Origin of the sequence: Ensifer sp. 22460 (genome assembly GCF_052044935.1) — a bacterium.
Classification (GTDB): Bacteria; Pseudomonadota; Alphaproteobacteria; order Rhizobiales; family Rhizobiaceae; genus Ensifer.
Window position 1 is genome coordinate 24320 of the sequence record NZ_JBQENZ010000005.1, and the last position, 25688, is coordinate 50007.

Below are 25688 nucleotides of genomic sequence, written 5' to 3' on the forward strand. Positions count from 1 at the left end.
GCAAGCAGCGATTACTCGATGCCGAGGCCCTTGCGCACGGCTTCGTAATTGTCGCGCAGTGCAAGCTGGCCGGCGGTCAGGGTCAGCTTTTCCGGCTCCTTGCCGTTGGCGATCCACTCAAACATGTTGAGCGCGGTCTCGTAGCCGTGACGCTTCGGCGAAATGATGACCGTGCCGAAAAAGCCGGTGGCCGAGGGCTTCTTGAACTCGTTGATCGCCGAGTCCGCGCCGCCGATGCCGACGCCGATCATGCTGTCGGCGGCAATGCCGACCGTCTCGGTTGCGCGCACGGCGCCAAGTACGGCTTCGTCGTTGAGGCCGATCGCGACCCACTTTTTGATGCCGGCGTTCTTGTTCAAAACGATCGTCGAGGCGTTGAGCGCAGCCTCCGTATCGGTCTTGGCCTGCGGCGCGTCGAAGATGTTGGCTTCCGGGAAGCCGTTGGCCTTGAGGACGGAAAGCGCGCCCTCGACACGATCGACCGCCGTCGGGAGCTGGTCGTAGGAGACTCGGATGGCGCCGACATCCTTCATGTCCCAGCCACGCTTCTTGACCTCGTCGACAATCGCCTGGCCGACGGCCTCGCCGATTTTCGTTGCCGAGATGCCCATATGCGGGACGTCTTCGATCGGACTGCCATCGGCGTTGACCAGCCGGTCGTCGACGGTCATCAGCTTGAGCTCGTTGGCGGCAGCCTTGGCGACGATGCCGGGGCCGAGCTTGACGTCAGGCGTGCAGACGATGAAGCCCTGCGCGCCCTGGGCGCCGAGGTTGTCGATCGCCGACTGAACCTTCTCGCCGTCTTCGGCGCCGATCTTGACGAGGGTGAAGCCCTTTTCCTTGGCGGCGACGTCGGCGAACTTCCACTCGTCCTGGAACCACGGCTCTTCCGGCTGCTTGACGATGAAACCGATTTTGACGTCGGCAGCGAACGCTGAGGTTGCCGTGAGCACGGCGACGGTACCAGCCAGAATGGCTGCCTTGATAAAGCGCATGATCTCTCTCCCTGGTGAACTGCCTCCTGCAGTGGGCATTTGTGTATGATGAATCATCATATTCGTCAATTGCCATTGTATGATGAATGAGCTAGTGGTGTATAACGATAGCAGCGTGCTTCGGTGCGTTGTCGCGTTCGGGCGTCTGCGCTAAGCAGCGGTTGGGAGACGCGAGCGGGAGGAGATGGCGGTGGCAGAGCAGCAACATGGAAGCGGCATGGAGGAGCGCGGCCAGCGCCGCCCACGCGTCCAGAAGAACGTGACACGCGCGATCGCTTCGGACATCTGCGCCGACGTCTTTCCTGTCGGCTCCTACCTGCCACGTGAGAACGACCTTTGCGAACGCTATGGCGTCAGCCGAACCGTCATTCGCGAAACGCTGAAGGTGCTTGAATCGAAGGGAATGGTGCGTGGTCGCTCGCGGGTCGGAACCGTCGTCTGCAACAAGGACGAATGGAACATCCTCGATTCGCAGGTTCTTGAATGGATCGGCGAGCGCATCTTCGAATTCGATCTCTTGAACTGCATTCTGGAGGCCCGCCGGGCAATCGAGCCGGCGGCGGCGGAGTTTGCCGCCGAGCGCGCTACCGTCCAGGAGATCGCCGATCTCGAGCGCGCCTGGCAGGCGATGCGCGACGGCGAACGCGATCTCGTCGGCTTCACCGATGCCGACGTCGCCTTTCATACCTGCCTGCTCAAGGCGAGCCACAACCAGGTTTTTCTGCAGCTCGTCGGCATCATCCAGGCGGCGCTGAAGTTCTCGCTGCACGCCTCGAATGAAGTCGCCGAGCGCCGTGACGAGGCGATCGACATCCATGGCGAACTGGTCGAGGCGCTACGCCTGCGCGACAAGGTGCGGGCGCGCGACTGTTCCATGCGCATGCTTGACCTTGCGGCGCGCGACCTCAAGATTGCTGTCGAACGTCACCGGCCCGCCCTCTCGACGCGCTGAGACCTTTTCCGGGCGGCCGTCGCCGTCTTGTTTCACCCAGCGGATATCGCACCATGAAAATCACTAAGCTCACAACCTATATCGTTCCGCCGCGCTGGCTGTTTCTGAAGATCGAAACCGACGAGGGGATCGTCGGCTGGGGCGAGCCGGTCGTCGAAGGGCGAGCCCTGACGGTGGAAGCCGCCGTCAACGAGCTCTCGGACTACCTGATCGGCAAGGATCCGCTGCTCATCGAAGACCATTGGCAGGTCATGTATCGCGGCGGCTTCTACCGCGGCGGCGCGGTTCACATGTCGGCACTTGCCGGGATTGACCAGGCGCTCTGGGACATCAAGGGCAAGGCCTATGGCCAGCCGATCCATGCCCTTCTCGGCGGCCAGGTGCGTGACCGCATCAAGGTCTATTCCTGGATCGGAGGCGACCGTCCCTCCGACGTCGCCAACAATGCGCGCGATGTCGTTGCCCGCGGCTTCAAGGCGATCAAGCTCAATGGTTGCGAGGAGATGCAGATCGTCGACACCTGGGAGAAGGTGGAGAAGGCGGTCGAGACCATCGCGACGATCCGCGAGGCGATCGGTCCGCATATCGGCATCGGCGTCGATTTCCACGGCCGCGTGCACCGGCCGATGGCCAAGGTGCTGGCGAAGGAACTGCAGCCCTTCAACCTGATGTTCATCGAAGAACCGGTGCTTTCGGAAAATCGCGAGGCGCTGAAGGAAATCGCCAACCATTGCTCGACGCCGATCGCGCTTGGTGAGCGGCTCTATTCACGCTGGGACTTCAAGTCGGTGCTTTCAGACGGCTATGTCGACATCCTGCAGCCCGACCTGTCGCACGCCGGCGGCATCACCGAGTGCCGCAAGATCGCGGCGATGGCCGAAGCCTACGACGTGGCACTGGCGCCGCATTGCCCGCTCGGACCGATTGCGCTTGCCGCCTGCCTCCAGGTCGACGCCGTCAGCTACAACGCCTTCATCCAGGAGCAGAGCCTCGGCATCCATTACAATACCGGCAACGACATTCTCGACTACATCTCCAACAAAGACGTGTTCCATTACGCAGACGGTTTCGTGTCGATCCCGCAAGGACCGGGCCTCGGCATCGAGGTGGACGAGCAGTACGTCATCGAACGGGCGAAGGAAGGCCATCGCTGGCGCAACCCGATCTGGCGCCATGCCGACGGCAGCGTCGCCGAGTGGTGAGGAGGGCGGACATGGCGGGTCGGCTCGAAGGAAAGCGCGTCGTCATCACTGGGGCGGCTCAAGGCATCGGCCTTGCTATTGCCGAGACCTTCCTTGCGGAAGGCGCGAGCCTCTACCTCATCGATCGTGATGGCGATCTGCTGGCGACCGAGGCCGAACGGCTCCGTGCGACCGGCGGAAAGATCGGCTACACCACGACCGACATCACGGATGCGGATGCCATCGAACAGGCGATTGCCACGGCCAGCCGCGAGATCGGCCAGCCGAACGCGCTGGTCAACAATGCCGGCGTCAACGTCTTCTTCGAGCCGCTGAAACTCTCGGATGCCGACTGGCAGCGCTGCTTCGACATCAATCTCAAGGGCGCGTGGAACTGCAGCAAAGCCGTGCTGCCCGGCATGATCGCGGAAGGCGGCGGCGTCATCCTCAACATCGCCTCGACCCACGCCTTCACCATCATCCCGCACACCTTCCCCTATCCCGTCGCCAAACATGCGCTTCTCGGCATGACCAAGGCGCTGGGGCTGGAATATGCCGGGCAGGGCGTGCGTGTAAATGCGCTGGCGCCAGGCTACGTGCGCACGCAGAAGGCCGAGGAATACTGGAACTCATTTCCCGACCCGGCCGCGGCGGAAGCCGAAACGATGAAGCTTCATCCCGGCGGTCGCATCGCGACGCCGGAGGAAATCGCCAAGGCCGCCCTCTTCATGATTTCGGACGAATGCCCCTTCATGAACGCTACCTGTCTGACGGTCGATGGCGGGGTGAGCGTGCTGCATCATCCCTAAACCGTCGGCTGATGCCCGCACCTGAATGGCGATCTCTGCTACAGCAGACGGGTAGATCATCCTTTTTCATAGGAACGGCGCTGGGCAGCAGGCGGTTCGGAGGCCGAAGCATCACGGCCGCGACCCCACCCTCACTTCCACATGGAACGCATCCGGGCGCCGACATCGATGCGGATCTGCTTGGCACTGCGTTCGCCGGCGGCCGCCGAAATCTTCGGCCAGTTCGTCGTCTCGAAGAACTGCAGCAGCGTCGCCGGAATGAAGCGGGTTCGCGATGCGTAGACGTGCCGGTCGCCCTGGCTGTTCTGGCCGTAGGTGAAGAACCTTTGCGGCGTCACCAGTGCCAGGTGGTCGCGTGCCCGGGTCATCCCGACATAGAGCAGCCGCCGTTCCTCTTCGAGCTCGGCGGTCGTGCCGACGCCAAGATCGGACGGGATGCAGCCGTCGACGACATTGAGCATGAAGACCGAGCGCCATTCCTGTCCCTTGGCCGAATGAATGGTCGAAAGGATCAGGTAGTCCTCGTCGAGCAGGGGCACGCCCGCCTGGTCGCTGGTGGCATCCGGCGGATCGAGCGTCAGTTCGGTCAGGAAACGCTCGCGGTTCTGGTAGCCGCCGGCGATCTGCTCGAGTTGCACGAGATCGGCCTTGCGCGTTTCGGCGTCTTCGTGGATGCGGTCAAGGTGGGGTTCGTACCAGGCACGCGCCGTCGCGATTTCCCCCGGCCACCCCGTGTCGGCTTTCCGTAGAGCGGAAACGAGATCGACGAAGCTCGCCCAATCCTCCCCGGTCTTGGGTGGCGCTGGGATTTCCGCGAGTGCTGCGAGCGGCTCCGGATCGGCGGCGATCGCGTCGAGGATCTTGCCTGCCGTCTGCGGGCCGATCCCGGGCAGCATCTGCAACAGCCGGAAGCCGGCGACGCGGTCACGCGGGTTCTGCGCGAAACGCAAGGTCGCCAGCAGATCCTTGACATGGGCACTGTCGAGGAACTTGAGGCCGCCGAATTTCACGAAGGGAATGTTGCGACGGGTGAGCTCGACTTCGAGCGTGCCGCTATGGTTGGCGGAACGAAACAGCACCGCCTGCTGCTTCAGCGCTATGCCGACCTCGCGGTTGGCGAGAACCTGCTCCACGATATAGGCGGCCTGGTCCGTCTCGTCCTTGACGGTGACAAGCTGCGGGCGCTGCTCCGACTGCCTGTCCGTCCAGAGGTTCTTGGTGAACCGTTCCCGCGCAAGCCCGATGACGCCGTTGGCGGCAGCCAGGATCGGCTGGGTCGAGCGATAGTTTTGATCGAGCGTGATGACGTCGGCGGGTTCCGGCGAAAACGCATTCGGGAAATCGAGGATGTTGCGGACCGTCGCGGCCCGGAAGGAATAGATCGACTGGGCGTCATCTCCGACGACCGTCAGGCCATGGCCCTCGGGCTTGAGCGACAGCAGGATCGAGGCCTGAAGGCGGTTCGTGTCCTGATATTCGTCGACCAGGATATGATCGAAACGGCTGCTGATATCCTGCGCCAGTTCCGCGTCGGAAGCCATCTGCGCCCAGTAAAGCAGCAGATCATCGTAGTCGAGGACGTCCTGCGCCTGCTTGGCCTCGACGTAGCCTGCAAACAGTTCCTTGAGTTGCTCTTCCCAGTTCGCAGCCCAAGGATACGCCGTCTTCAACACGTCGATGATCGAGCTTTCCGAGTTCACGACGCGCGAATAGATCGCCAGGCAGGTCCCCTTGGTCGGAAAGCGGCTTTCCATCTTCGAAAAACCGAGCTCGTGGCGAACGAGGTTCATCAGGTCGGCGCTGTCTTCGCGATCATGGATCGTGAAATCCTGGCCGAGGCCGATCTGTTCGGCATAAATCCTGAGGATACGCGCGCCGATGCCATGGAAAGTGCCCGCCCAGGAGAGCGCGTCTGTCATGACCGCAGCATTGTCGCCGATGACCTGGCGACAGATCCGCTCGACCCGACGCTTCATTTCCGAAGCCGCCCGTCGTGAAAAGGTCATAAGCAGGATGCGACGCGGATCGGCGCCGTTGACGATCAAATGTCCCACCCGGTGAGCGAGCGTATTCGTCTTGCCCGAACCGGCACCCGCAATAATCAGCAGAGGGCCGCCAACCTGGCCTTGCGGCAGTCCCACACCATGCATCACCGCCTGGCGCTGGCGGTCATTCAGTTTTTCGAGATAGGCGGCGCTCATACGTATCCAGGCGTTGTCAGCAAGATTGCCAAATTCTTCGTTCCGTTTCATCTCCTTGAAAGAATTCGCGGATTCCGCTTCACGGTCTCAAACCCTTCGCCCGAAGCAGATGACTCGGAACAAAAATGGAACGTATCAGCTTCGATTGCCGCTGGAAACCCGGCAGGCCGGGCTTTCACCAGGCTGCTGTGCCGCAGAATATCCGGAACATCGAGGAGGGGAGCCGTGGACGGCCGAATTTTCGATCTCGAGAAGCAGATCCGGGGGCTATTAGTCACCGTGTTCGGAAACCTTCGACCTGGCCTTCGGTGCGCCGAACAAGCCAACCCGTCGGTGTTTAGATTGCCCGGGCCACGACCTGCGCAGCGACCGACACCAACAAGGTTGCCAGAGCGACGGCCGTACCAAATCGTGCGATCTTCATGCGGCGCCCGCGTGCGCCATTCCAATCATAACCCATCGTGCTCTCCCATAGGCATCATGCCATGGGTCCGATGGTGGGCAAACTTCGTAACAGGGGAGTAAATTTAAGACTGCTACTTCTGCGGGCGGCTCTCGTGCCCTTGCTGGGTGACACGCAGCATTTCCCGCGCGCCGGGCGCGCGCGGGAGATGATCGAGCGCGGTTACACGCTCTTGCGCGTGACGAAGCGGGTTTCCAGATAGGCCTCGATCGCCTCGGAGCCGCCTTCCGTTCCGTAGCCGGAATCCTTGATACCGCCGAAGGGCACCTCCGGCAGCGCCAGGCCGAGATGGTTGATCGAGATCATTCCGCTCTCGACTTCGCTTGCGAGGCGATAGGCGCTTCGCTCTGAGCCGGTGAAGGCGTAAGCCGCAAGCCCGAACGGCAGGCGGTTGGCCTCGTTGATCGCTTCGTCGAGCTCGTTGAAGCGGTTGATGATGGAGACGGGACCGAAGGGTTCGTCATTCATGATACGGGCGCTGACCGGAACGTCGGCAAGCACCGTCGGCTCGAAGAAATAGCCTCGGTTGCCGATGCGATGCCCGCCGGTTGCCAGCCGGCCGCCATGCTCCACGGCGTCGGCGACCAGGCTTTCGATCGCCGGGATGCGCCGCTCATTGGCCAGCGGCCCCATGTCTATGCCGGTCTCAAGGCCGTTGCCGACCTTGACCTTCCGCGATGCGGCGACGAAACCTTCAAGGAACTGATCTGCCACCCGCTCCTGCACCAGGAAGCGGGTCGGCGACACGCAGACCTGCCCGGCGTTGCGATACTTGCTGCCGGACATGATCGCGACGGCCTGTTCGATGTCGGCATCGTCTGTGACGATGACCGGGGCGTGGCCGCCGAGTTCCATCGTCGCGCGCTTCATATGCTGGCCGGCGAGTGCTGCCAGCATCTTGCCGACCGGGGTCGAGCCGGTGAAGGACATCTTGCGGATGACCGGATGCGAGATCAGATACTCCGAGATGACCGCCGGCACGCCATAGACGAGGTTGACGACGCCTGCGGGAATGCCAGCATCGACGAAGCACCGGATCAGTTCGGCCGGCGATGCTGGTGTTTCCTCCGGCGCCTTCACGATGATCGAGCATCCCGTGGTCAGCGCGGCAGACAGCTTGCGTACGACCTGGTTGATCGGGAAATTCCACGGCGTGAAAGCGGCGACCGGGCCGACGGGCAGCTTGACGGTCATCTGGGTGACGTCTGGCGTGCGCGGCGGAATGATCTGGCCATAGGCGCGCTTTCCTTCCTCGGCAAACCACTCGATGATTTCGGCGGCGCTGAGGATTTCGCCCTTGGACTGGGCCAGCGGCTTGCCCTGTTCCCGCGTCATCAGCCAGGCGATGTCGACGGCACGCTCGCGCAGCAGCGCCGCTGCCGTTCGCATGACCTTTGCCCGGTCGAAAGCCGAGGTCGCCCGCCAGACCTGGAAGCCTTTTTGGGCGGCGTTCAGCGCTTCATCCAGATCCGCCACTTCTGCCCGGGCCACCTGGCCAATCGTTTCCTCTGTGGCTGGGTCGATGACGGGAATGGTCTTGCCCGCTCGAGCCGGCCGCCAGGCGCCGTCGATATGAAGGAGGATATCGGGATACTGGGTCATGGGGGAACCTTTGAAGATTGACGTCTATCGCTTCGAGTGCAGGACGCGCCGGTGGGGAAGTGCGAAGGAGCGCGATGCCGATCAGTTGGGCGCTTCCGCCGGCAATATCAAGACGCGATTTGTCAGGAATAGGCGTGTTGGTTCCGAAGCCGGTGTCGAAAGGGGATGGGGGCTACCCGCGATGACGTGATCTGGCGATCGCGCCAGACCTTGCATCGATCCTTCTAACAGGCGGACATCACGGCCGCGTCAGCAGCATCGAGATGCCCTGTCCGACGCCGATGCACATGGTGGCGAGCGCCCGCTTGCCACCTTGAAGCTCAAGCTCCAAGGCCGCCGTCAGCGCCAGCCGCGCGCCGGACATGCCAAGCGGATGGCCGAGCGCGATGGCGCCGCCATTGGGATTGACGTGGCGTGTATCGTCGGCCAGTCCGAGCTGCCGCATGCAGGCGAGCGCTTGTGCCGCGAAGGCCTCGTTCAGTTCGACGATATCGATGTGCCCGAGACGGAGGTTCAAACGCTCCAGGAGCTTGCGGGTCGAATACACCGGGCCGATGCCCATGATGCGCGGTGCAACCCCTGCCGTCGCCATCCCGTCGACCCGGGCGAGCGGTTGGAGGCCATAGCGTTCGACCGCTCGGCGCGAGGCAAGGATGAGCGCGGCTGCGCCGTCGTTGACGCCGGAGGCATTGCCGGGGGTCACCGTGCCATTGGCGCGGAATGGCGTCGGCAGGCCGGCAAGCTTCTCGATGGTCGTTTCGCGCGGGTGTTCGTCCTGCTCAACCCATGTCGTCTCGCCCTTGCGTGCCTTGATCGCATAGGGGACGATTTCGTGGGCGAAACGCCCGCTCTTTTGCGCAGTGGCCGCCCGGGCCTGGCTGCGCAGTGCAAAGCCGTCCTGGTCTTCGCGCGAGATGGAAAACTCGGCCGCGACGTTTTCGGCAGTCTCCGGCATGGAGTCGATGCCGTATCGGTCTTTCATGACGGGATTGACAAAGCGCCAGCCGATCGTCGTGTCATGGATTTCGGTGCCGCGCTGGAACGGGCTTTCGGCCTTCGGCATGACGAAGGGCGCGCGCGACATGCTTTCGACGCCGCCGGCGACGATGATCTCGGCTTCGCCCAGCCGGATCGCGCGGGCGGCATAGCCGACGGCGTCCAGCCCGGAACCGCACAGCCGGTTGATCGTCGTTCCGGCTACCGTTTCGGGCAACCCGGCGAGCAAGGCGGCCATGCGCGCGACGTTGCGATTGTCTTCGCCCGCCTGGTTGGCGCAGCCAAGAACAACCTCATCGATCGCCTCGGTCGGAACGGACGCAACGCGCGACAGCGCCTCGCGGATCACGTGGGCCGCGAGATCGTCCGGACGTGCGCTCGACAGAGCGCCGCCATAGCGACCGATGGGCGTGCGGACGCCGCCGACGATGTAGGCTTCACCCATGGGATTTGTCCTTGCCTTGCTCGGCTGTGAACATCGGCCCGCCCTTGTGCGCGGGAAAGCCGTAGCCGTTGATCATCACCAGATCGATGTCGCTTGGACGTGCCGCGATCCCTTCGGCCAGCAGGGCCGTTCCCTCGTCGGCCATCGCTTTCAGAAGGCGGCTCACGATCTCGTCCGCGGTGAAATCGCGCGGCGTGATGTTCTTCGCCGCTCTTGCGGCTTCGATGACCGCAGTGACCTCGGGATCGACGGCCCGCTTGCCATCGGGATAGGCGTACCAACCACGGCCGCTCTTGCGACCGAGACGCCCCGCTTCGCAGAGCCTGTCTGCGATTTCGACATAACGTGCGGCAGGATCCCGTGTCGCCGCCTGTCGCTTGCGGCGCGCCCAGGCAATCTCGAGTCCGGCCATGTCGTTGACGCTGAAGATCCCCATCGCAAAGCCATAGGCCTCGAGCGCGGCATCGATCTCCTCCGGCAGTGCTCCATCCTCCAGCATGAACTCTGCCTCGCGGCGATAGGCGGAGAAAATGCGGTTGCCGATGAAGCCTTCGGTGACGCCTGAAACGACGGGCAGCTTGCCGAGACGTTTGACGAAGGCAAGCGCACTTGCCAGCACGTCCGGTGTGGTCTTGGCGCAGTTGACGACTTCGACAAGCCGCATGACATTGGCGGGCGAGAAGAAGTGCAAGCCTACGACCCGCGACGGATCGGCTGTCGCGGCGGCAATCGCATCGGGATCGAGGTAGCTCGTGTTGGTCGCGAGGATGGCGCCGGGTGCGACGATGCCGTCGAGCCTCTGAAACAGCTCTGTCTTAACCTGGAGATCGTCGAAGACCGCTTCGATGACGAGGTCGGCATTCGCGAGATCTCCGGCTTCGGCGGTCGTCTGCAGCCGCGCCAGGCAGTCGTCGTGGCCGGCCGCAGTGAGCCGTCCGGAGCGTACGGTCTTCTCAAGGGTCTCGGCGATGCGTGTCCGCCCGCTGGCGGCGGCTTTTTCCGTCTGCTCCAGCGCGACCACGCGGTAGCCGGAGGTCAGGGCGGAGACCGCGATGCCGGATCCCATCAACCCGGTGCCGACGACACCGACGGTCTCGATCCTGCGCGGAGAGACCTTGTCGAGGCCTTCTACCTTGCCGGCGGCGCGCTCGGCGAAGAACACGTGCCTGAGGGCAGCGGACTCGGTGGAATCGCGCAAACGCAGGAAGGTCGCGCGTTCCTCGGTCAGTCCTTGTTTCAGGTCGAGTTCGCCCGCTGCCTTGACGAGGCGAACGGCCTCGGCGGGGGCGGCTTGGCCGCGGGCTCTCGCCAGAACCTTTGCCTCTGTGGCGCTGATGGCTGCGGCATCCGCCGGCGGAACGGCGATCATGCCCGTCCGGTGGAGCGGTTTGGCGGCGGGTTCCTGCACGAAAGCCAGTGCGGCACCTACGGGATCGGCGGCAACGCTGTCGGCAAGGCCAAGCGTCACGGCTTCGGCGGCCTTGACGGCACGCCCGGTTCCGATGAGATCGATCGCCGCGACGATACCGATCAGGCGCGGAAGGCGCTGCGTTCCGCCCGCGCCCGGGACGAGGCCGAGTTTGACTTCGGGGAGGCCGAACGACGCCTTCTCGCCGGCGATACGGCCGTGGCAGGCGAGCGCCACTTCGCAGCCGCCGCCAAGCGCTGCGCCGTTGACGGCAGCGACGACCGGCTTCTCAATCGCCTCGATGCGCTCGATCACGTCCCGAAGCGTCGGTTCGACCGCCGGCTTGCCGAACTCCCTGATGTCGGCGCCACCGATGAAGGTGCTGCCGGCGCCCGTGATGACCACGCCCCTAATCGTGGGGAGACTGGCCGCATGGTCGAGCGCCGCCACCAGGCCGGAGCGCACATGCGACGAGAGCGCATTGACGGGCGCATTGTCGATGGTGACGACGAGTACGTCGTCTTCAACAAGGGCGGAAACGCTCTCCGAAAATCGGACCTCGGACATGGTGGCAGCCTCAGTCGGGGATGACGGCCGTGGCCTGGATCTCGATCTTGGCGCGGTCCTCGACGAGCGCCACGACCTGCATCGCCGCCATGGCCGGGAAATGCCGGCCGATGATGTCGCGATAGGCTTGGCCGATGCCGCGCAGATTGCCGATATATTCTTGCTTGTCCGTGAAGTACCAGGTCATCGTGGTGATGTGTTGCGGCTCCGCGCCGCCGGCGGCGAGCACAGCGACGACGTTCTTCAGCGTCTGGCGCACTTGCTCGACGAAATCGTCGGTCTCGAACTCGGATTGCGCGTTCCAGCCGATCTGGCCGCCGACAAAAACAGTGCGGCCCGTTGCAGCCACGCCGTTGGCATAGCCGATGGGCTTTGCCCAACCTTCAGGTTGCAGGATGGTGTGCATCGGTCGTCTCCAGATGTTGTGTCAGCGCAGCACGGATGTCATCCGGCCACGCGTGAGAAGCGTGATTGTCGAGCGAGGTGGCGACGACCCGCTGGTTCGCCGTCCAGAGCAAGGCATCTCTTGCCGAGACCGTATGCTCCATGTCGAGCGACGAGCGGCCGATACCTCTGACCACGAGGGTGAAATCAAGTTCGTCGCCCTGAAAGCCCGGGCGAATGAAGGTGAGATCGAGGCGCACTGTCGGCACGCCGATCCGCCGCTCGTCGTTCATCGTCTTCCAGGGAAAGCCGAGCGACGCGAAGAAGTCCTCCGTCACCCCGACAAGGATGTTGAGGTAGGACGGGAAGTAGGCGATCCCTGAGGGGTCGCAGTCTCCGAAGCGCAGCGGTCTCTTGGTCCTGAACATCGATGCCGGACCTCAGTTGGCGAAGGCGGCGATGCCGGTGATGGCACGGCCAAGGATCAGCGCGTGGATGTCATGCGTGCCCTCATAAGTGTTGACCACTTCGAGGTTGACGAGGTGACGAGCCACCGGAAATTCGTCCGAAATGCCGTTGCCGCCGAGCATGTCGCGAGCGGTTCTGGCGATTTCCAGCGCCTTGCCGCAGGAATTGCGCTTGAGGATCGAGGTCAGCTCGACCGGCGGGTTGCCTTCGTCCTTCATGCGTCCGAGGCGCAGGCAACCCTGCAGACCAAGGGCGATCTCCGTCGCCATGTCCGCAAGCTTCTTCTGGATCAACTGGTTGGCGGCGAGCGGTCGGCCGAACTGCTTGCGGTCGATGACGTATTGCCGTGCCGTCTCGTAGCAGGACTCAGCCGCACCAAGGGCGCCCCAGGCGATGCCGAAGCGCGCGGAGTTGAGGCAGGTGAAGGGACCTTTCAGCCCGGTCACATCGGGCAGCATGTTTTCTTCCGGCACGAAGACCTCGTCCATGACGATCTGGCCGGTAATCGATGCCCTCAAGCCCACCTTGCCGTGGATCGCCGGTGCGCTGAGCCCCTTCCATCCCTTTTCGAGAATGAAGCCGCGGATCAGACCATCGGCGGTCTTCGCCCAGACGACGAAGACATCTGCGATCGGCGCATTTGAGATCCAGGTCTTGGAGCCGGAAAGCAGATAGCCGCCATCGACCTTGGTGGCCTTGGTGATCATCGAGCCGGGATCGGAACCATGATCGGGCTCGGTGAGGCCGAAGCAGCCGATTTTCGTGCCGGCAATCAGTCCCGGCAGGTATTTGCGTTTCTGGTCCTCGCTGCCGAAGGTATAGATCGGCACGATCACCAGGGAAGACTGGACGCTCATCATCGAGCGGTAGCCGCTGTCGATGCGTTCTGCTTCGCGGGCGATCAGACCGTAGGAGACGTAGTTGAGGCCCGCGCCGCCGTATTCCTCGGAGACCATCGGTCCGAGCAGGCCGAGTTCGCCCATCTCGGCGAAAATCGACGGATCGGTCTTCTCGTGGCGGAAGGCCTCCTGCACGCGCGGCGCCAGTCGGTCTTCGGCATAATCTTGCGCGGTGCGCCGCACCATGCGTTCTTCTTCGGTCAACTGCGCATCCAGGTTGAATGGATCCTGCCAGTCGAATGACGCCTTCGAACCATGCATGTTCGACATCCCCCTCGTTATCGTCCCGTACCTTTCATCAGCTCGCGGCCGATGATGAGCTTTTGAACCTCGGTCGCGCCCTCGTAAATCCGCAGTGCCCGGATCTCGCGATAGAGCCGTTCGGTGATTTCGCCGACGCGCACGCCGCGGCCGCCGAAGAGCTGCAGCGCCTGGTCGATGACCCATTGTGCATTCTCGGTCGCCGTCATCTTGGCCATGGCCGCTTCCCGCGTGGTCGGCCGCTTCTGCACGTCGCGCTGCCAAGCCGTGCGGCAGGTCAGAAGGGCGGCGGCGTCGATCGCAGTCGCCATCTCGCCGAGCGTGCTTTGCGCTGTCGGCAAATCGGCAAGGGTTGCGCCGAACATCTTGCGGTTCTTTGCATGCGCCACTGCCTCGTCGAGCGCCCGGCGGGCAAAGCCTGTTGCGGCGGCCGCGACGGAGGGGCGGAAGATGTCGAGCGTGCGCATGGCGATCTTGAAGCCTTCGCCGGGAGACCCAAGAAGCTGCGACGCCGGGATGCGGCAATTGTGGAAGCGAAGCCGGGCAAGCGGATGCGGCGCAATGGTCTCGATGCGCTCGGCGATCGTGAAACCCGGCGTGTCCGCGAAGACCACAAAGGCGGAAATGCCCCGCGTGCCGGGCGCTTCGCCGGTGCGGGCAAAGACGGTGTAGACGTCGGCGATGCCGCCGTTCGAGATCCAGGTTTTCTCGCCATCGAGCACGAAATGCTCGCCCTCGCGTCGCGCACCACAGGCCATCGCTGCGACATCCGAGCCAGCCTCGGGTTCGGAAAGCGCAAAGGCGGAAATCCACTCGCCGCGGCTGGCCTTGGGCAGGACGGCCTGCTTCAGTGCCTCGGAGCCAGAAAGGCTGATCGCCCCGGTGCCAAGCCCCTGCATGGCGAAGGCGAAATCGGCAAGACCGTCGGTATAGGCAAGCGTTTCGCGGATGAGGCAGAGCGACCGGCTATCGATCTCCTCGCTTGCGCCGCCAAATGCTTTCGGCACGCAATGGCGAAGCACGCCTGCGGCGCCAAGGGCGCTGACGAGGTGTTTGCACGCGGCATCGGCATTTGCGTGATCGATCTCGCCGAGGCCGCCACGGGATACGAAGTCATCCAGCTCCGCAGCAAGCGCACGATGACCATCGTCGAAGAACGGCCAGTCGAGATGGTCGCGGGTTGGTGGGCGCAAAGCCGTGTCACGGGAACTCATGCTCAATTCCCTTTGAATTCCGGCTTCGCCTTGGCAGCAAAGGCCTCGAAGGCGCGGCGGAAATCGCCGGTCGCCATGCAGATCGCCTGGGCCTGGGCTTCCGATTCGATCAGCTGGTCGATGCCCATCGCCCATTCCTGGTCGAGCATCTTCTTTGTCATCGCATGGGCGAACCAGGGGCCATCGGCGATGGTGCGTGCGAATTTCTGCGCCTCGGCAAGCAGCGACGCACGCTCGTGCAGGGCGTTGTAGAAGCCCCAGGCATGACCCTCGGGCGCGGTCATGACCCGGCCGGTGAAGAGCAGTTCGGCGGCGCGGCCTTGGCCGATGATGCGGGGAAGAATGCCGCAGGCGCCCATGTCTGCACCCGCGAGCCCAACGCGCGTGAAGAGAAAGGCGGTCTTCGCTTCCGGCGTCGCGACGCGGAAATCGGAAGCCATCGCCAAGATAGCCCCGGCGCCGGCGCAAATTCCGTCCACGGCTGCGATCACGGGTTGGGGGCAGGCGCGGATCTGGCGCACCAGTTCGCCGGTCATGCGGGTGAAATCCAAGAGGTCCGGCATCGACATGCGCGTCAGCGGCTCGATGATTTCGAAGACGTCGCCGCCGGAGGAGAAGTTGCCACCGGCGCCGGTCAGTAACACGGCGCGCACGTCGCTGGCGCGGGCAAGCGAGCGGAAGAGGTCGCAAAGCTCCTCGTAGCTCTCGAAGGTCAGCGGGTTCTTCTTTTCCGGACGGTTGAGCGTGATCGTCGCGACCCGGCCGTCCGCGTCCGTTTCGAACTGGAAGTGCTTGGCCTTGTGGTCCCTAAAGATGCGCTTCTTGGCCTGCATCGGGTTTGTCATCTCTATCCTCCGAGAACTTCGCCACCGGCAACGGCGATCGCCTGGCCGGTGATCGCGGTCGCCTTCTCTGACACCAGCCAGGAGACGGTGTCTGCCACCTCATCCGGGGTCACCAGGCGCCCTTGCGGATTGGAACGGGCAAGGCTGGCACGTGCCTCCTCGCGCGAACGACCGGTCTTCTCGCTGATCGTGTCGAGCGCGCCATCGATCAGCGGCGTGTCGGTGAAACCCGGGCAGACGGCATTGACGGTCACGTCGGTTCGCGCAAGCTCGAGCGCCAGAGCGCGTGTCAGGCCGACAACGCCGTGCTTCGATGCGCAATAGGCAGATACATAGGCATAGCCGGTGAGGCCCGCTGTGCTTGCGACATTGACGATGCGGCCGTTTCCGGCCCGGCGCACGGAGGCAAGGGCTGCTTGCGTTACGAGAAAGACGCCGGTGAGGTTGATCGAGACTACCCGCTGCCAGAGCGCTAGATCGGTCTTCTCGAACGGCGCCGAGGGCGCTTCGCCGGCGCAGTTGACGAGAACAGCGATTTCTCCGCTCTTCGCAATCGCAGCCGCAATGCCTTGCTCGATGGCGGCCGGGTCGGTCACGTCAAACCCATGGTGGATGTGGGCTTCGCCGCCCGATGAGAGGATCTCTGCTCGCACGGCTTCGAGCGGTGCTGCGCGTCGCCCGGCCAGGCTGACGATATGGCCGTTGGCGGCGAGCGCAAGCGCGATCGCCTTGCCGATCCCGCTGCCCGCGCCTGTGACAAGGGCGTGCCTCTTGCTCATGGCTTGCCCGCCGTCGTTGCCGCACGCGCCAGATTGTTCACATATTGCGCGCGGGCGGAGTGGTACTGCTTGGGCCAGGGCTGATCGTCATAGCCGATCTTTGCCGCCTCATGCAGGACGAAGGATGGGTCGGCCAGGTGCGGGCGGGCAATGGCGCAGAGGTCGGCGCGACCGGCAGCGATGATGGAATTGGCGTGGTCGGCCTCGGATATCGCCCCAACGGCGATCGTCGCGACCTGGATCTCGTTGCGGATCTTGTCGGAAAACGGTGTCTGGAACAGGCGGCCGTAGACCGGCTTTTCCTCCTTCACCACCTGACCGGAGGAGCAGTCGATCATGTCGGCACCGGCCTCCTTGAACAGGCGGGCGAAGATCGCCGCGTCCTCGGGGGTGTTGCCACCCTCGTGCCAGTCATGGGTCGAAAGGCGCACCGACATCGGTCTGTCCGCGGGCCACGCATTGCGAACGGCATGGAACACTTCGAGGGGAAAGCGGGCGCGGGCCGCATGGTCGCCGCCATATTCGTCCGTGCGACGATTGGTGAGCGGCGACAGGAAACTCGACAGCAGGTAGCCGTGCGCCACGTGCAGTTCGAGGATGTCGAAGCCGAGGTCGCGGGCCCGTTCGGTCGCCTGCACGAAGTCCGCGACGACGCGGTCCATGTCGGCGCGGGTCATTTCGCGCGGCGTGTCCGAATGCTTGAGATAGGGCAGGGCCGAGGCGGAAATGAGCGGCCAACCGCCTTCGCTCAAGGGCTGGTCGATCCCCTCCCAGGCAAGCTTAGTCGCGCCCTTGCGCCCGGCGTGCCCAAGCTGGATGCCGATTTTCGCCGGCGTCTGATGGTGCACGAAATCGACGATCCGCTTGAAGGCATGCGCCTGCTCGTCGTTCCAGAGACCAAGGCATCCGGGCGTGATGCGAGCATCGGCCGATACGCAGGTCATTTCCGGGAAAACGAGAGCCGCACCGCCCATGGCGCGCGCGCCGAGATGCACCAAGTGGAAATCGTTCGGCACGCCATCGGTCGCCGAATACATCGCCATCGGCGAAACGACGATGCGGTTCTTCAGCGTCAGGCCGCGGAGCTTGAACGGCGTGAACATCGGCGGCGGGACCGTGCCGTTTGCGGCCGGCTCGACGCCGGCGCGTTCGGCGAACCAGCGCTCGAAGCCTTCGAGCCAGTCCTTGTCGCGCAGGCGAAGGTTCTCGTGGCTGATGCGCTGCGAGCGGGTCAGCATCGAATACATGAACTGCTCGGGCTCCAGTGTATCTGCATAACGCGCACCGGCGACTTCGAACCATTCCATGGCATTACGGGCCGCATTCTGGATGCGGGCGACATCGACCCGGCGTACCTCCTCGTAAGCAGCGAGAACGGCGGGGATATTGGCCTTGTCGTGGCCGAGAATGTCGAACTGACGGGTCAGCTCGATGGCGTCGTCGATCGCAAGCTTGGTGCCTGAGCCGATGGCGAAATGGGCCGTATGGGCGCTATCGCCCATCAGCACGACGTGGCTGCGGCCGTTGAAATGGCTCCACTTCTCGCAGATCAGCCGACCGAAATTCAGCCAGGCCGAGCCACGCAAATGGCGCGCATTGGTCATCAGCTTGTGGCCATCGAGGGTCCCGGCAAAGAGCTTTTCGCAGAATTCGATCGATTGCTGCTGGTCCATCTGGTCGAGACCATGGGCCCGGAAGACGTCATCGGTGGTCTCGACAATGAAGGTCGAGGTGTTTTCGTCGAAGCGGTAGATGTGCGCCTGGAACCAGCCATGTTCGGTGCGCTGGAAATCGAAGGTGAAGGCGTCGAACTGTTTGTTCGTGCCGAGCCAGACATAGCGGTTCGGCCGAACGACCATATCGGGCCGGAAGACGTCGGCGTATCTGTTGCGGATGCGCGAATTGACGCCGTCGGACGCGATGATCAGATCCGCGCCGGCGAACTGCTCGTCGCTCTCGACATCCTGCTCGAACACCAGTTCGACGCCGAGTTCGAGGCAGCGCTCCTGGAGGATGTTGAGCATCTTCTTGCGGCCGATGCCGACGAAGCCGTGGCCGGTCGTCCTGATCTTGCGACCCTTGAAGACCAGCTCGATATCGTCCCAATGGTTGAAGGAGATCTCGATCGCCTCGGCCGTCTCCGGATCCCATTGGCGCATCGATTGCATGGTGGCATCCGAGAAGACGACGCCCCAGCCGAACGTGTCGAAGGCGCGGTTCCGCTCGACCACGGTTACGTGGTGTTCCGGGTGCTGGCGCTTCATCAGCAGCGCGAAATAGAGCCCGGCTGGCCCGCCACCGATACAGACGATCCGCATGTCGTTCTCCTCCCGAGTTCCGGCTGCGTGTGTCGCCGTCGAGATGCCGTTGGCCGTCATCCCGGACTGCTGGGAACAAGGTGGACTCGTTCGGGAGAAATTTCAAGCTTAAAATTGTTTTGGGTGGACGTGATGCGTGTGCGCGCGTTCAGACGACGGCGCGGTGGTCATCACGCCGCTCTACGCTCTTAGGAAAAGGGAAGAGGTGTTGCCCTCAGGAGTTGCGGGCCAGGGAAGCGATAACGGACCGCTTGAGCTTGGCAAGCTCGTCCATCAGCACACCACCGTCCTGCGGTGAAACACCCGCGAACAGGTCGGAGATCCAATCGGCATGGGTTGCTGCCATCTTCTCGAATTCGGCGCGGCCGTAGGGGGTCAACGCGATGACCTGCACGCGGCGATCCGTCGGGAGCGTCGTACGGCTGATGTGGCCGCTCTCGGTCAAGCGCTCCACCAGCACCGTAATGTTGCCGGGCGAAACCATCATGCGCTTCGAAACTTCGCCAAGCACCATGCCGTCAGGGGCGCGTTCGAGTTGGGCCATCAGGTCGAAGCGCGGCAAGGTCGAATCGAATTCTTCCCGAAGCCGGCGACGGATCTCGCTCTCGACTAGCGTCGAGCAGGTCAGCAGGCGCAGCCAGAGCCTGAGCTCGGCGCGGTGATCGCCTGGAGCTTCGAGCGCCTTGGTCTCGCCATCCACCCATTCCGGCGAAGTATCGAACTTGTCTTCACCCATCATTGCAAACGCCCGCTTCTTTTCCTGCGCCTTGGCAGGCACTTCCCTGTCTCTTTGCTTTTAGAGACGTTTCCGGCTCTTGGACAGGCTGTCACCTGCCGTCATTTGGACGCATGCCGCGGCAACGGCGGCGAACGGCCGCTATCTTCGGACTGGTCGTAGACATTGACCGTAAAGCCGATGTGGTCGGTCATCAGCTTTCGGGCGCGGTCGACGTCGCGGTCGAGTGCGGCCTCCATCAGTTCCGTATGATGCTCTATCGCCATCGCGTCCTGCAAGGCGGCAACCGCTTCCTCGTAGCCCTCGCTCATCCCTGCGGCAGCGCGCAGGGTGGGGGCCAGGCTCAGGAAACGGTGGTGGCGGCGGAGCTGGTCGGAGATCGTCGCCTGGAAGCGGGAAAGCCAGCTCGATCTCGCCGCACCGATCAGGGCGGTGTGAAAGGCGGCATGCTTCTCGTCCCACTCGTCGATTTCGCTTTCGGAGACGTTTTCGACGGCAATCTTGCAGCGCGACAAGCGATAGTGGGCGGTGACGACGGCGGACTCCCATGCGCTGTCGCCATTTTCGATCGACTCGATGAGCAGCGGAATTTCGACGATCTGCCGCGCTCGGGTGAGGTCGTCGAGCGCCTCTCGCGAGACCGGCGCGACGGCAAAGCCGCGGTTGCTGATCGCTGTGACCAGGCCCTCCGCTTCCAGCCGCGACAGCGCTTCGCGCAGCGGCGTCCAGCCGATCCCGTAGCTTTCGCGCAGCGCGCTCAGCTTCATCGGCGCGCCGGGCTGCAGCCGCGTCGCCAGAATGTCGCGGCGGAGCAACCGGTAGGCCGATTCGGTTTTGGTCGACTGTTCGTGGTCTTGCATCAAGTTCCCTTAACGCCCGCATCGGATCGACACAATTATATATAGTTCTGCGGCTCAGATGAAAATATATATATTTGTTTGACAAGACCTCCGACCGTCGCCATCATCCACGCACGCCGCCGAGGAGGGCGGTAACGCTCGTCAAATTCTGGGAGGGATGTATGAGCAGGCTTAAGAGCACTTGGCTTTCGGGATTGGTCGTCGCCGGCGCAATGGCGTGGGGACTGGGAACGGCTGCCGCTGATCCGATCCGCATTGGCATCGCCAACTTCGGCGAACATCCGCAATTGAGCGCGTCGATCGCCGGCTTCAAGAAGGCGCTGGCTGAAAACGGCTTCGTCGAAGGCACCGACGTCGTCTACACCGAGAGCCACACCAATTTCGACGCCTCGCTCGTTCCGCAGATGATTGCCAAGCTGCAGGCCGAGCAGCCGAAACTGATCTACACGATCACCACGCCGGTCTCGCAGATCGCCAAGAAAGCGCTCGCCGGCTCCGGCATCCCGGTTGTCTTTTCTGCCGTCACCGATCCGGTGGCCGCGAAGCTGGTTCCGTCCTGGGAGGCCGGTGACGAGGGCATGACCGGTGCGACGGACCTTCAGGATGTGGCCGCCGTGATGGCCTTTACCCGCAAGCTGCTGCCGGAAGCCAAGCGCTTCGGCGTGCCCTACAATCCGGGCGAGGCGAACGACACGGCGCTGCTCGACAAGATCAAGCAAGCCGCACCTGCCGCCGGCTTCGAAGTCGTCGCCGTCGGCGTCGACAACGTCAACGACATTCAGCAGCGCATCGCCTCCTTCGCCGGCAAGGCCGACGTGATCTACACGCCCGCATCCAACCTGCTGCAGCCGGCCATCGGCGCAGTTTCTGCGGCGGCACGCCAGGCAGAGATCCCGATCGTCAATTCCGACGACGGTGCCGTCCGCGATGGCGTCGTGCCGGCAAGCTTTGCCGTCAACTACGAGCAGGTCGGCGTCAATGCCGGCAAGATCGCTGCGGAGATCCTCAAGGGCAAGGACCCGAAGACGGTCGCGCCGTCGCGCCCGAGCTATGAAGACCACGCGCCGCTGATCTCGAAAAAGGCGACGGCCGCCTTCGGCATCGAAGTGCCGGCATCGCTCGCCACCGACTGCGGCTGCGTCGTCGACTGATCTCCAATTGGTCTCAACAGTGACGGCGCCGGGAGCGCCGTCACTCCACGGATAGGGGGAGCCAATGCTGGAAATCAGATCGGCCCGCAAGGTTTTCTACAAGGGCCAGGCAGACGAGAAGGTCGCGCTCGACGGCCTCAAACTCAGCCTCGCCACAGGCGAATTCGGTGTCGTCATCGGCTCGAACGGCGCCGGCAAGAGCAGCATGCTCAACGCCATCTCCGGCGCGCTCGTGCTCGATAGCGGCCAGGTCGTCATCAATGGCGACGACGTGACGGCCATGCCCGTGCACAAGCGTGCCATGCGGCTTGCCCGCGTTTTCCAGGACCCGATGCGCGGCACCGCCGCCAGCATGACGGTGGCGGAAAACATGTTGCTCGCCGAACTGCGCAGCAACAAGCGCACCTTGCGCCGCGGCCTCAATGCGGCGCGGCTTGCCACCTACAAGGAACGGCTGTCGCTGCTGGGCCTTGGTCTCGAAAACCGTCTCGACACACGGGTGGAGCTTCTGTCCGGCGGACAGCGGCAGTCGCTGTCGCTGATCATGGCGGTCGGCGGTGAGCCGGAACTGCTGCTGCTCGACGAGCATACCGCAGCACTTGATCCCCGCACCGCCGATATCGTCATGCAGGCGACGATCCGCGCGGTCGAGGCGCTGAAGCTGACGACGCTGATGGTGACACACAACATGCAGCATGCCGTGGACTTCGGTCATAAGGTGATCATGCTCGATGCGGGGCGCGTCCGCCTCGAAATCGACGGCAAGGAAAAGGCCCAGACGACCGTGCCTGATCTGATCGGCCATTTCTCCGTCAAAACCGACCGCATGTTCCTGGCGAGCTGACGATCATGGATATTCTTCAAAACACCGTCGCGAGCTTCGTCTCGCTCGTTCCCGTCACCCTGGCGCAGAGCCTGATCCTCGCCTTCGTCGTGCTCGGCATCATGATCCCGTTCCGCATGCTGAGCTTCCCGGACCTGACCAGCGAAGGCGCGTTCCCGCTCGGCGGCTGCGTCTGCGGCGTCCTGATGGCGGCGGGCATGTCACCGCTCGCCGCGATCGCCATCGCGCTCGTCGCCGGCTTCGTCGCCGGCTGCTGCACGGCGTTCATTCATCTCAGGTTCCGGATCCACACCCTGCTTGCCGGTATCCTGATGATGACGATGCTCTATTCGATCAACCTCAGGATCATGGGACGGTCGAACCTCTCGGTCTTCGGCGCAACGACCGTGTTCGACTGGGCGCCGGGACTGCAGCCGGGCTTCCCGGCAAGCAAGATTGTGGTCGCGGGGCTGATCGCGCTCGTTGTCTTCTTCCTGCTCTATCATTTCTTCCGCACCGAGAAGGGCACCGCCGTCCGTGCCGTCGGCGCCAACCCCGATATGGCCGAAGCGCAAGGCATCAACGTCTGGCTGGCGACGATCGGCGGTGTCGGTCTTGCGGGCGCGTTTTCCGCAGGCAGCGGCGCGCTGATGGTGCAGTCGCAGGGCTTTGCCGACGTCAACATGGGCCTCGGCATCCTGATCAACGGCCTTGCGGCGCTGATGATCGGCGAGGCGATCGTCGGCAAGCAAAGCGTGCTGCGCCAGCTCGCTGCCCCCTTTGTCGGTGCGATCGTCTACTACCAACTCGTTTCCTTCTGCCTGGCGGCCGGTATGCCACCGCCGGACCTGAAACTTGCGACCGGCCTGTTCGTTCTCGCCATGCTGGCTCTTCCGAGCCTCAAGCGAAGCCGCGGACCGGCACCCGCCCGCGAAACCGTTCGCGAATAAATGAGGACCACCTTCATGAATGCAGTTCCTGATTTTACTGCGATCGAGGCGATGGATGCCGCGGATGTGCTGCGTCCGATGCGCGAGCGTTTCATCCTGCCGCCGAACCTGATCTATCTCGACGGCAACTCGCTTGGCGTCGCCTCGACCGCTGCCTTCGACGAGCTTCGCAAGGCGGCTACCGAGGAATGGGGGCAGGATCTTATCCGCAGCTGGAACACGGCCGGGTGGTTCGAGATGCCGCTTGCGCTCGGCGACCGGGTCGGGCGGCTGATCGGTGCGGCCGCCGGCCAGACTGTCGTTTGCGATACGACGTCGATCAACATCTACAAGGCCCTGCATGCGGCCATGGCGCTACGGCCCGGTCGCTCTGTCATCGTCAGCGAAGGCGGCAGTTTCCCGACGGACCTCTACATGGCCGAGGGCGTGGTTTCGACGCGCCCGGGCGCTTCGCTGCGCCTCGAAGGGGTCGATGCGCCCGATATCGAGGACCTGATCGATGGCGACGTTGCCGTGGTCCTGGTCAACCACGTCAACTACAAGTCTGGTGAACTGCGCGACATGGCGGCCCTGACCCGCAAGGCGCACGAGCGTGGCGCGCTGATCATCTGGGACCTCTGCCACACGGCCGGTGCCCTGCCGGTTGATCTCGACGGCGCCAATGTCGATTTCGCTGTCGGCTGCACCTACAAGTATCTGAATGGCGGTCCCGGCGCGCCCGCCTTCATCTACGCCGCGACCCGTCATCACGGCGATATCCACCAGCCGCTCACCGGCTGGTGGGGCCATGCCCGCCCCTTCGCCTTCGAGAAGCACTATGCGGCCGGCGAGGGCATCCGCCGTTTCCTGTGCGGCACGCAGCCGATCCTGTCGCTTCGCGCATTGAAGGGCGCGCTCGACGTCTGGGACGAGGTCGACATGGTGCAATTGCGTGAGAAGAGCATCCGGCTCACGGATCTCTTCATCACGCTCGTCGAGGCGAAATGCGCTGCCTACGGCTTGGAACTCGAGAGCCCCCGCGACGGGACAAAACGCGGAAGCCAGGTTTCGTTCAGCCATCCCAACAGCTACGAGATCATGCAGGCGCTCATTGCCCGTGGCGTTATCGGCGACTTCCGCGCTCCGACGACGATGCGCTTCGGCTTTACGCCGCTCTATGTGAGCTATGCCGACGTGTGGCGGGCGGTCGAGATTCTGGAAGAAATCCTCGGCACCGGTGCGTGGCAGGATGCGCGCTTCGCCGTCCGTGCGGCCGTGACCTGATTGATGGCACCGATGAACTGCGGGCGGCATTTCGCCCGCAGCGTCTTGTTCAGACGCAGACTGAAGTCGCCGCCCGGAACGGATTCGTTCCGAGCCACTGTGCCCGAAGGTGGGAAGACGGCTAACGGGGGACTTAAGCAATGACCGCACCACGCCGCCCGACACGGGATGAAATCGCCGAGGCTCGCGGCCGCATCGCTCCCCACTTCGCGCGAACCCCGCTGGTGCGGCTCGACCACGGCTTTCCCGACCGGCAGATCTTCCTGAAGCTGGAGACCCTTTCACCGATCGGCGCCTTCAAGCTCCGTCCCGCCTTGAACGCCCTATTGTCACGCGATCCGGCCGATCTGCAAAACGGCGTGGCCGTCACCAGTTCCGGTAACATGGCCTACGGCATGGCTTGGGCCGCGCGCCTCATCGGCGTGCCGATGGTGGCCTATATGTATCGCGGCGCGCCGCAGACCAAGATCGACGGCGTGCGCGACCTTGGCGGCGAGGTGCGCTTCGTCAGCCAAGAGACCTGGTGGGACTACATCACCGAAGCGGCCCGCCCGGATGCGCCCGAGCTGCTGATCAACCCGGTGACCGATCAGGCTATTCTCGCCGGCAACGGCTCGATCGGCATGGAAATCATCGAGGATCTGCCCGATGTCGACGTGGTGCTCACCCCCTATGGCGGCGGCAGCATGACGACCGGCGTTGCCAGCGCCGTCAAGGCCACTTCCGACCGTTGCCGTGTTTTTGCGGTCGAAGACGACAGCGCCGCTCCGGTTTCGGCGGCACTTGCGGCGGGACGGATCGTGACGATCGAAACCCGCCCGTCGTTCATCAAGAGCATCGGCGCGCCATCGCTTGTGCCGCAGCTTTGGCCAGTGGCACGGGAGCTCATCGACGGGGCGATTGCCGTTAGCCCGGCCCAGGTGACCGAGGCCATGCGGCTTCTGTTCAAAAAGGCCAAAGTCGTCGCCGAGGGGGCAGGGGCCGCCTCGCTCGCCGCCGCGATCGCGCGGCCGGATTTCAAGGGAAACATTGTCTGCGTCATCTCGGGCGGCAACATCGACGCGGCTGCCTATTCCGTGGTCCTTGGCGGCGGCATTCCCTCGGCCTAAACGGCAAGC

22 protein-coding genes are annotated in these 25688 nt (G+C 63.7%); 8 read left to right on the forward strand and 14 right to left on the reverse strand.

All coding sequences use genetic code 11. From position 1 onward, the window contains the following. Window positions 1-11 precede the first annotated feature (11 nt). Window positions 12-995: an arabinose ABC transporter substrate-binding protein gene (locus tag ACTJKM_RS07590; protein ID WP_440660123.1), complete on the reverse strand. Its 984-nt coding sequence runs from the start codon at window positions 993-995 to the stop codon at window positions 12-14. A gap of 184 nt (window positions 996-1179) precedes the next feature. On the opposite strand from ACTJKM_RS07590, the gene ACTJKM_RS07595 reads away from it, so the two are divergent. The 3 genes from ACTJKM_RS07595 to ACTJKM_RS07605 are packed head-to-tail and all read left to right on the forward strand — an operon-like array spanning window position 1180 to window position 3937. Then, window positions 1180-1947: a FadR/GntR family transcriptional regulator gene (locus tag ACTJKM_RS07595; RefSeq protein WP_110879715.1), complete on the forward strand. Its 768-nt coding sequence runs from the start codon at window positions 1180-1182 to the stop codon at window positions 1945-1947. A 53-nt stretch (window positions 1948-2000) separates the two neighbouring features. Continuing rightward, complete coding sequence (dgoD, locus tag ACTJKM_RS07600) at window positions 2001-3149, forward strand: galactonate dehydratase (protein ID WP_058330104.1); 1149 nt, start codon at window positions 2001-2003, stop codon at window positions 3147-3149. Between the two features lie 11 nt (window positions 3150-3160). Beyond that, complete coding sequence (locus tag ACTJKM_RS07605; protein ID WP_113512168.1) at window positions 3161-3937, forward strand: SDR family oxidoreductase; 777 nt, start codon at window positions 3161-3163, stop codon at window positions 3935-3937. Between the two features lie 131 nt (window positions 3938-4068). Here ACTJKM_RS07605 and ACTJKM_RS07610 read toward each other — a convergent pair whose 3' ends face one another. The 13 genes from ACTJKM_RS07610 to ACTJKM_RS07670 form a co-directional block, all read right to left on the reverse strand. Next, window positions 4069-6138, reverse strand: coding sequence for an ATP-dependent helicase (locus ACTJKM_RS07610; RefSeq protein ID WP_058330150.1), 2070 nt, complete (start codon window positions 6136-6138; stop codon window positions 4069-4071). A gap of 625 nt (window positions 6139-6763) precedes the next feature. Continuing rightward, on the reverse strand, window positions 6764-8203 hold the full coding sequence (locus ACTJKM_RS07615; protein WP_058330102.1) for an NAD-dependent succinate-semialdehyde dehydrogenase: 1440 nt from the start codon (window positions 8201-8203) through the stop codon (window positions 6764-6766). A gap of 238 nt (window positions 8204-8441) precedes the next feature. Then, entirely contained in the window at window positions 8442-9644 is a 1203-nt protein-coding gene (gene pcaF / locus ACTJKM_RS07620) for a 3-oxoadipyl-CoA thiolase (protein ID WP_113512164.1), read from the reverse strand. Continuing rightward, window positions 9637-11619 carry a 3-hydroxyacyl-CoA dehydrogenase NAD-binding domain-containing protein gene (locus ACTJKM_RS07625; protein WP_440660125.1) on the reverse strand — a complete coding sequence of 661 codons (1983 nt, stop codon included), beginning with the start codon at window positions 11617-11619 and terminating at the stop codon, window positions 9637-9639. Before ACTJKM_RS07625 ends, pcaF begins: the two co-directional genes overlap by 8 nt. A gap of 10 nt (window positions 11620-11629) precedes the next feature. Continuing rightward, window positions 11630-12025, reverse strand: coding sequence for a RidA family protein (locus ACTJKM_RS07630; RefSeq protein WP_058322299.1), 396 nt, complete (start codon window positions 12023-12025; stop codon window positions 11630-11632). Beyond that, window positions 12003-12431: an acyl-CoA thioesterase gene (locus ACTJKM_RS07635; RefSeq protein ID WP_058330099.1), complete on the reverse strand. Its 429-nt coding sequence runs from the start codon at window positions 12429-12431 to the stop codon at window positions 12003-12005. Before ACTJKM_RS07635 ends, ACTJKM_RS07630 begins: the two co-directional genes overlap by 23 nt. Before the next feature lie 12 nt (window positions 12432-12443). Further along, a complete protein-coding gene (locus ACTJKM_RS07640) occupies window positions 12444-13631 on the reverse strand; it encodes an acyl-CoA dehydrogenase (protein ID WP_058330149.1) in 1188 nt (395 codons plus the stop codon). A 17-nt stretch (window positions 13632-13648) separates the two neighbouring features. Beyond that, complete coding sequence (locus tag ACTJKM_RS07645; protein ID WP_440635796.1) at window positions 13649-14845, reverse strand: acyl-CoA dehydrogenase family protein; 1197 nt, start codon at window positions 14843-14845, stop codon at window positions 13649-13651. A 2-nt stretch (window positions 14846-14847) separates the two neighbouring features. Beyond that, window positions 14848-15690 (reverse strand): enoyl-CoA hydratase family protein, encoded by an 843-nt coding sequence (locus ACTJKM_RS07650; protein ID WP_113512160.1) that lies wholly within the window; start codon window positions 15688-15690, stop codon window positions 14848-14850. A 2-nt stretch (window positions 15691-15692) separates the two neighbouring features. After that, entirely contained in the window at window positions 15693-16469 is a 777-nt protein-coding gene (locus tag ACTJKM_RS07655) for an SDR family oxidoreductase (protein ID WP_113512158.1), read from the reverse strand. Then, window positions 16466-18787, reverse strand: coding sequence for a bifunctional salicylyl-CoA 5-hydroxylase/oxidoreductase (locus ACTJKM_RS07660; RefSeq protein WP_058330095.1), 2322 nt, complete (start codon window positions 18785-18787; stop codon window positions 16466-16468). Before ACTJKM_RS07660 ends, ACTJKM_RS07655 begins: the two co-directional genes overlap by 4 nt. Before the next feature lie 214 nt (window positions 18788-19001). Continuing rightward, on the reverse strand, window positions 19002-19523 hold the full coding sequence (locus ACTJKM_RS07665) for a MarR family winged helix-turn-helix transcriptional regulator (RefSeq protein WP_058322305.1): 522 nt from the start codon (window positions 19521-19523) through the stop codon (window positions 19002-19004). Window positions 19524-19624: 101 nt separating this feature from the next. Then, a complete protein-coding gene (locus ACTJKM_RS07670) occupies window positions 19625-20383 on the reverse strand; it encodes a GntR family transcriptional regulator (RefSeq protein ID WP_058330094.1) in 759 nt (252 codons plus the stop codon). Window positions 20384-20544: 161 nt separating this feature from the next. Between ACTJKM_RS07670 and ACTJKM_RS07675 the strand changes: the two genes are divergently transcribed. From ACTJKM_RS07675 to ACTJKM_RS07695, 5 genes are all read left to right on the forward strand, one after another. Next, a complete protein-coding gene (locus ACTJKM_RS07675) occupies window positions 20545-21534 on the forward strand; it encodes an ABC transporter substrate-binding protein (RefSeq protein WP_113512156.1) in 990 nt (329 codons plus the stop codon). Between the two features lie 64 nt (window positions 21535-21598). Then, on the forward strand, window positions 21599-22378 hold the full coding sequence (locus tag ACTJKM_RS07680; protein ID WP_058330093.1) for an ABC transporter ATP-binding protein: 780 nt from the start codon (window positions 21599-21601) through the stop codon (window positions 22376-22378). A gap of 5 nt (window positions 22379-22383) precedes the next feature. Next, a complete protein-coding gene (locus tag ACTJKM_RS07685; protein ID WP_440660127.1) occupies window positions 22384-23307 on the forward strand; it encodes an ABC transporter permease in 924 nt (307 codons plus the stop codon). Window positions 23308-23322: 15 nt separating this feature from the next. Continuing rightward, a complete protein-coding gene (gene kynU, locus ACTJKM_RS07690) occupies window positions 23323-24570 on the forward strand; it encodes a kynureninase (RefSeq protein ID WP_058330148.1) in 1248 nt (415 codons plus the stop codon). Window positions 24571-24710: 140 nt separating this feature from the next. After that, entirely contained in the window at window positions 24711-25679 is a 969-nt protein-coding gene (locus ACTJKM_RS07695; protein ID WP_113512154.1) for a pyridoxal-phosphate dependent enzyme, read from the forward strand. The last annotated feature ends 9 nt before the right edge of the window (window positions 25680-25688 follow it).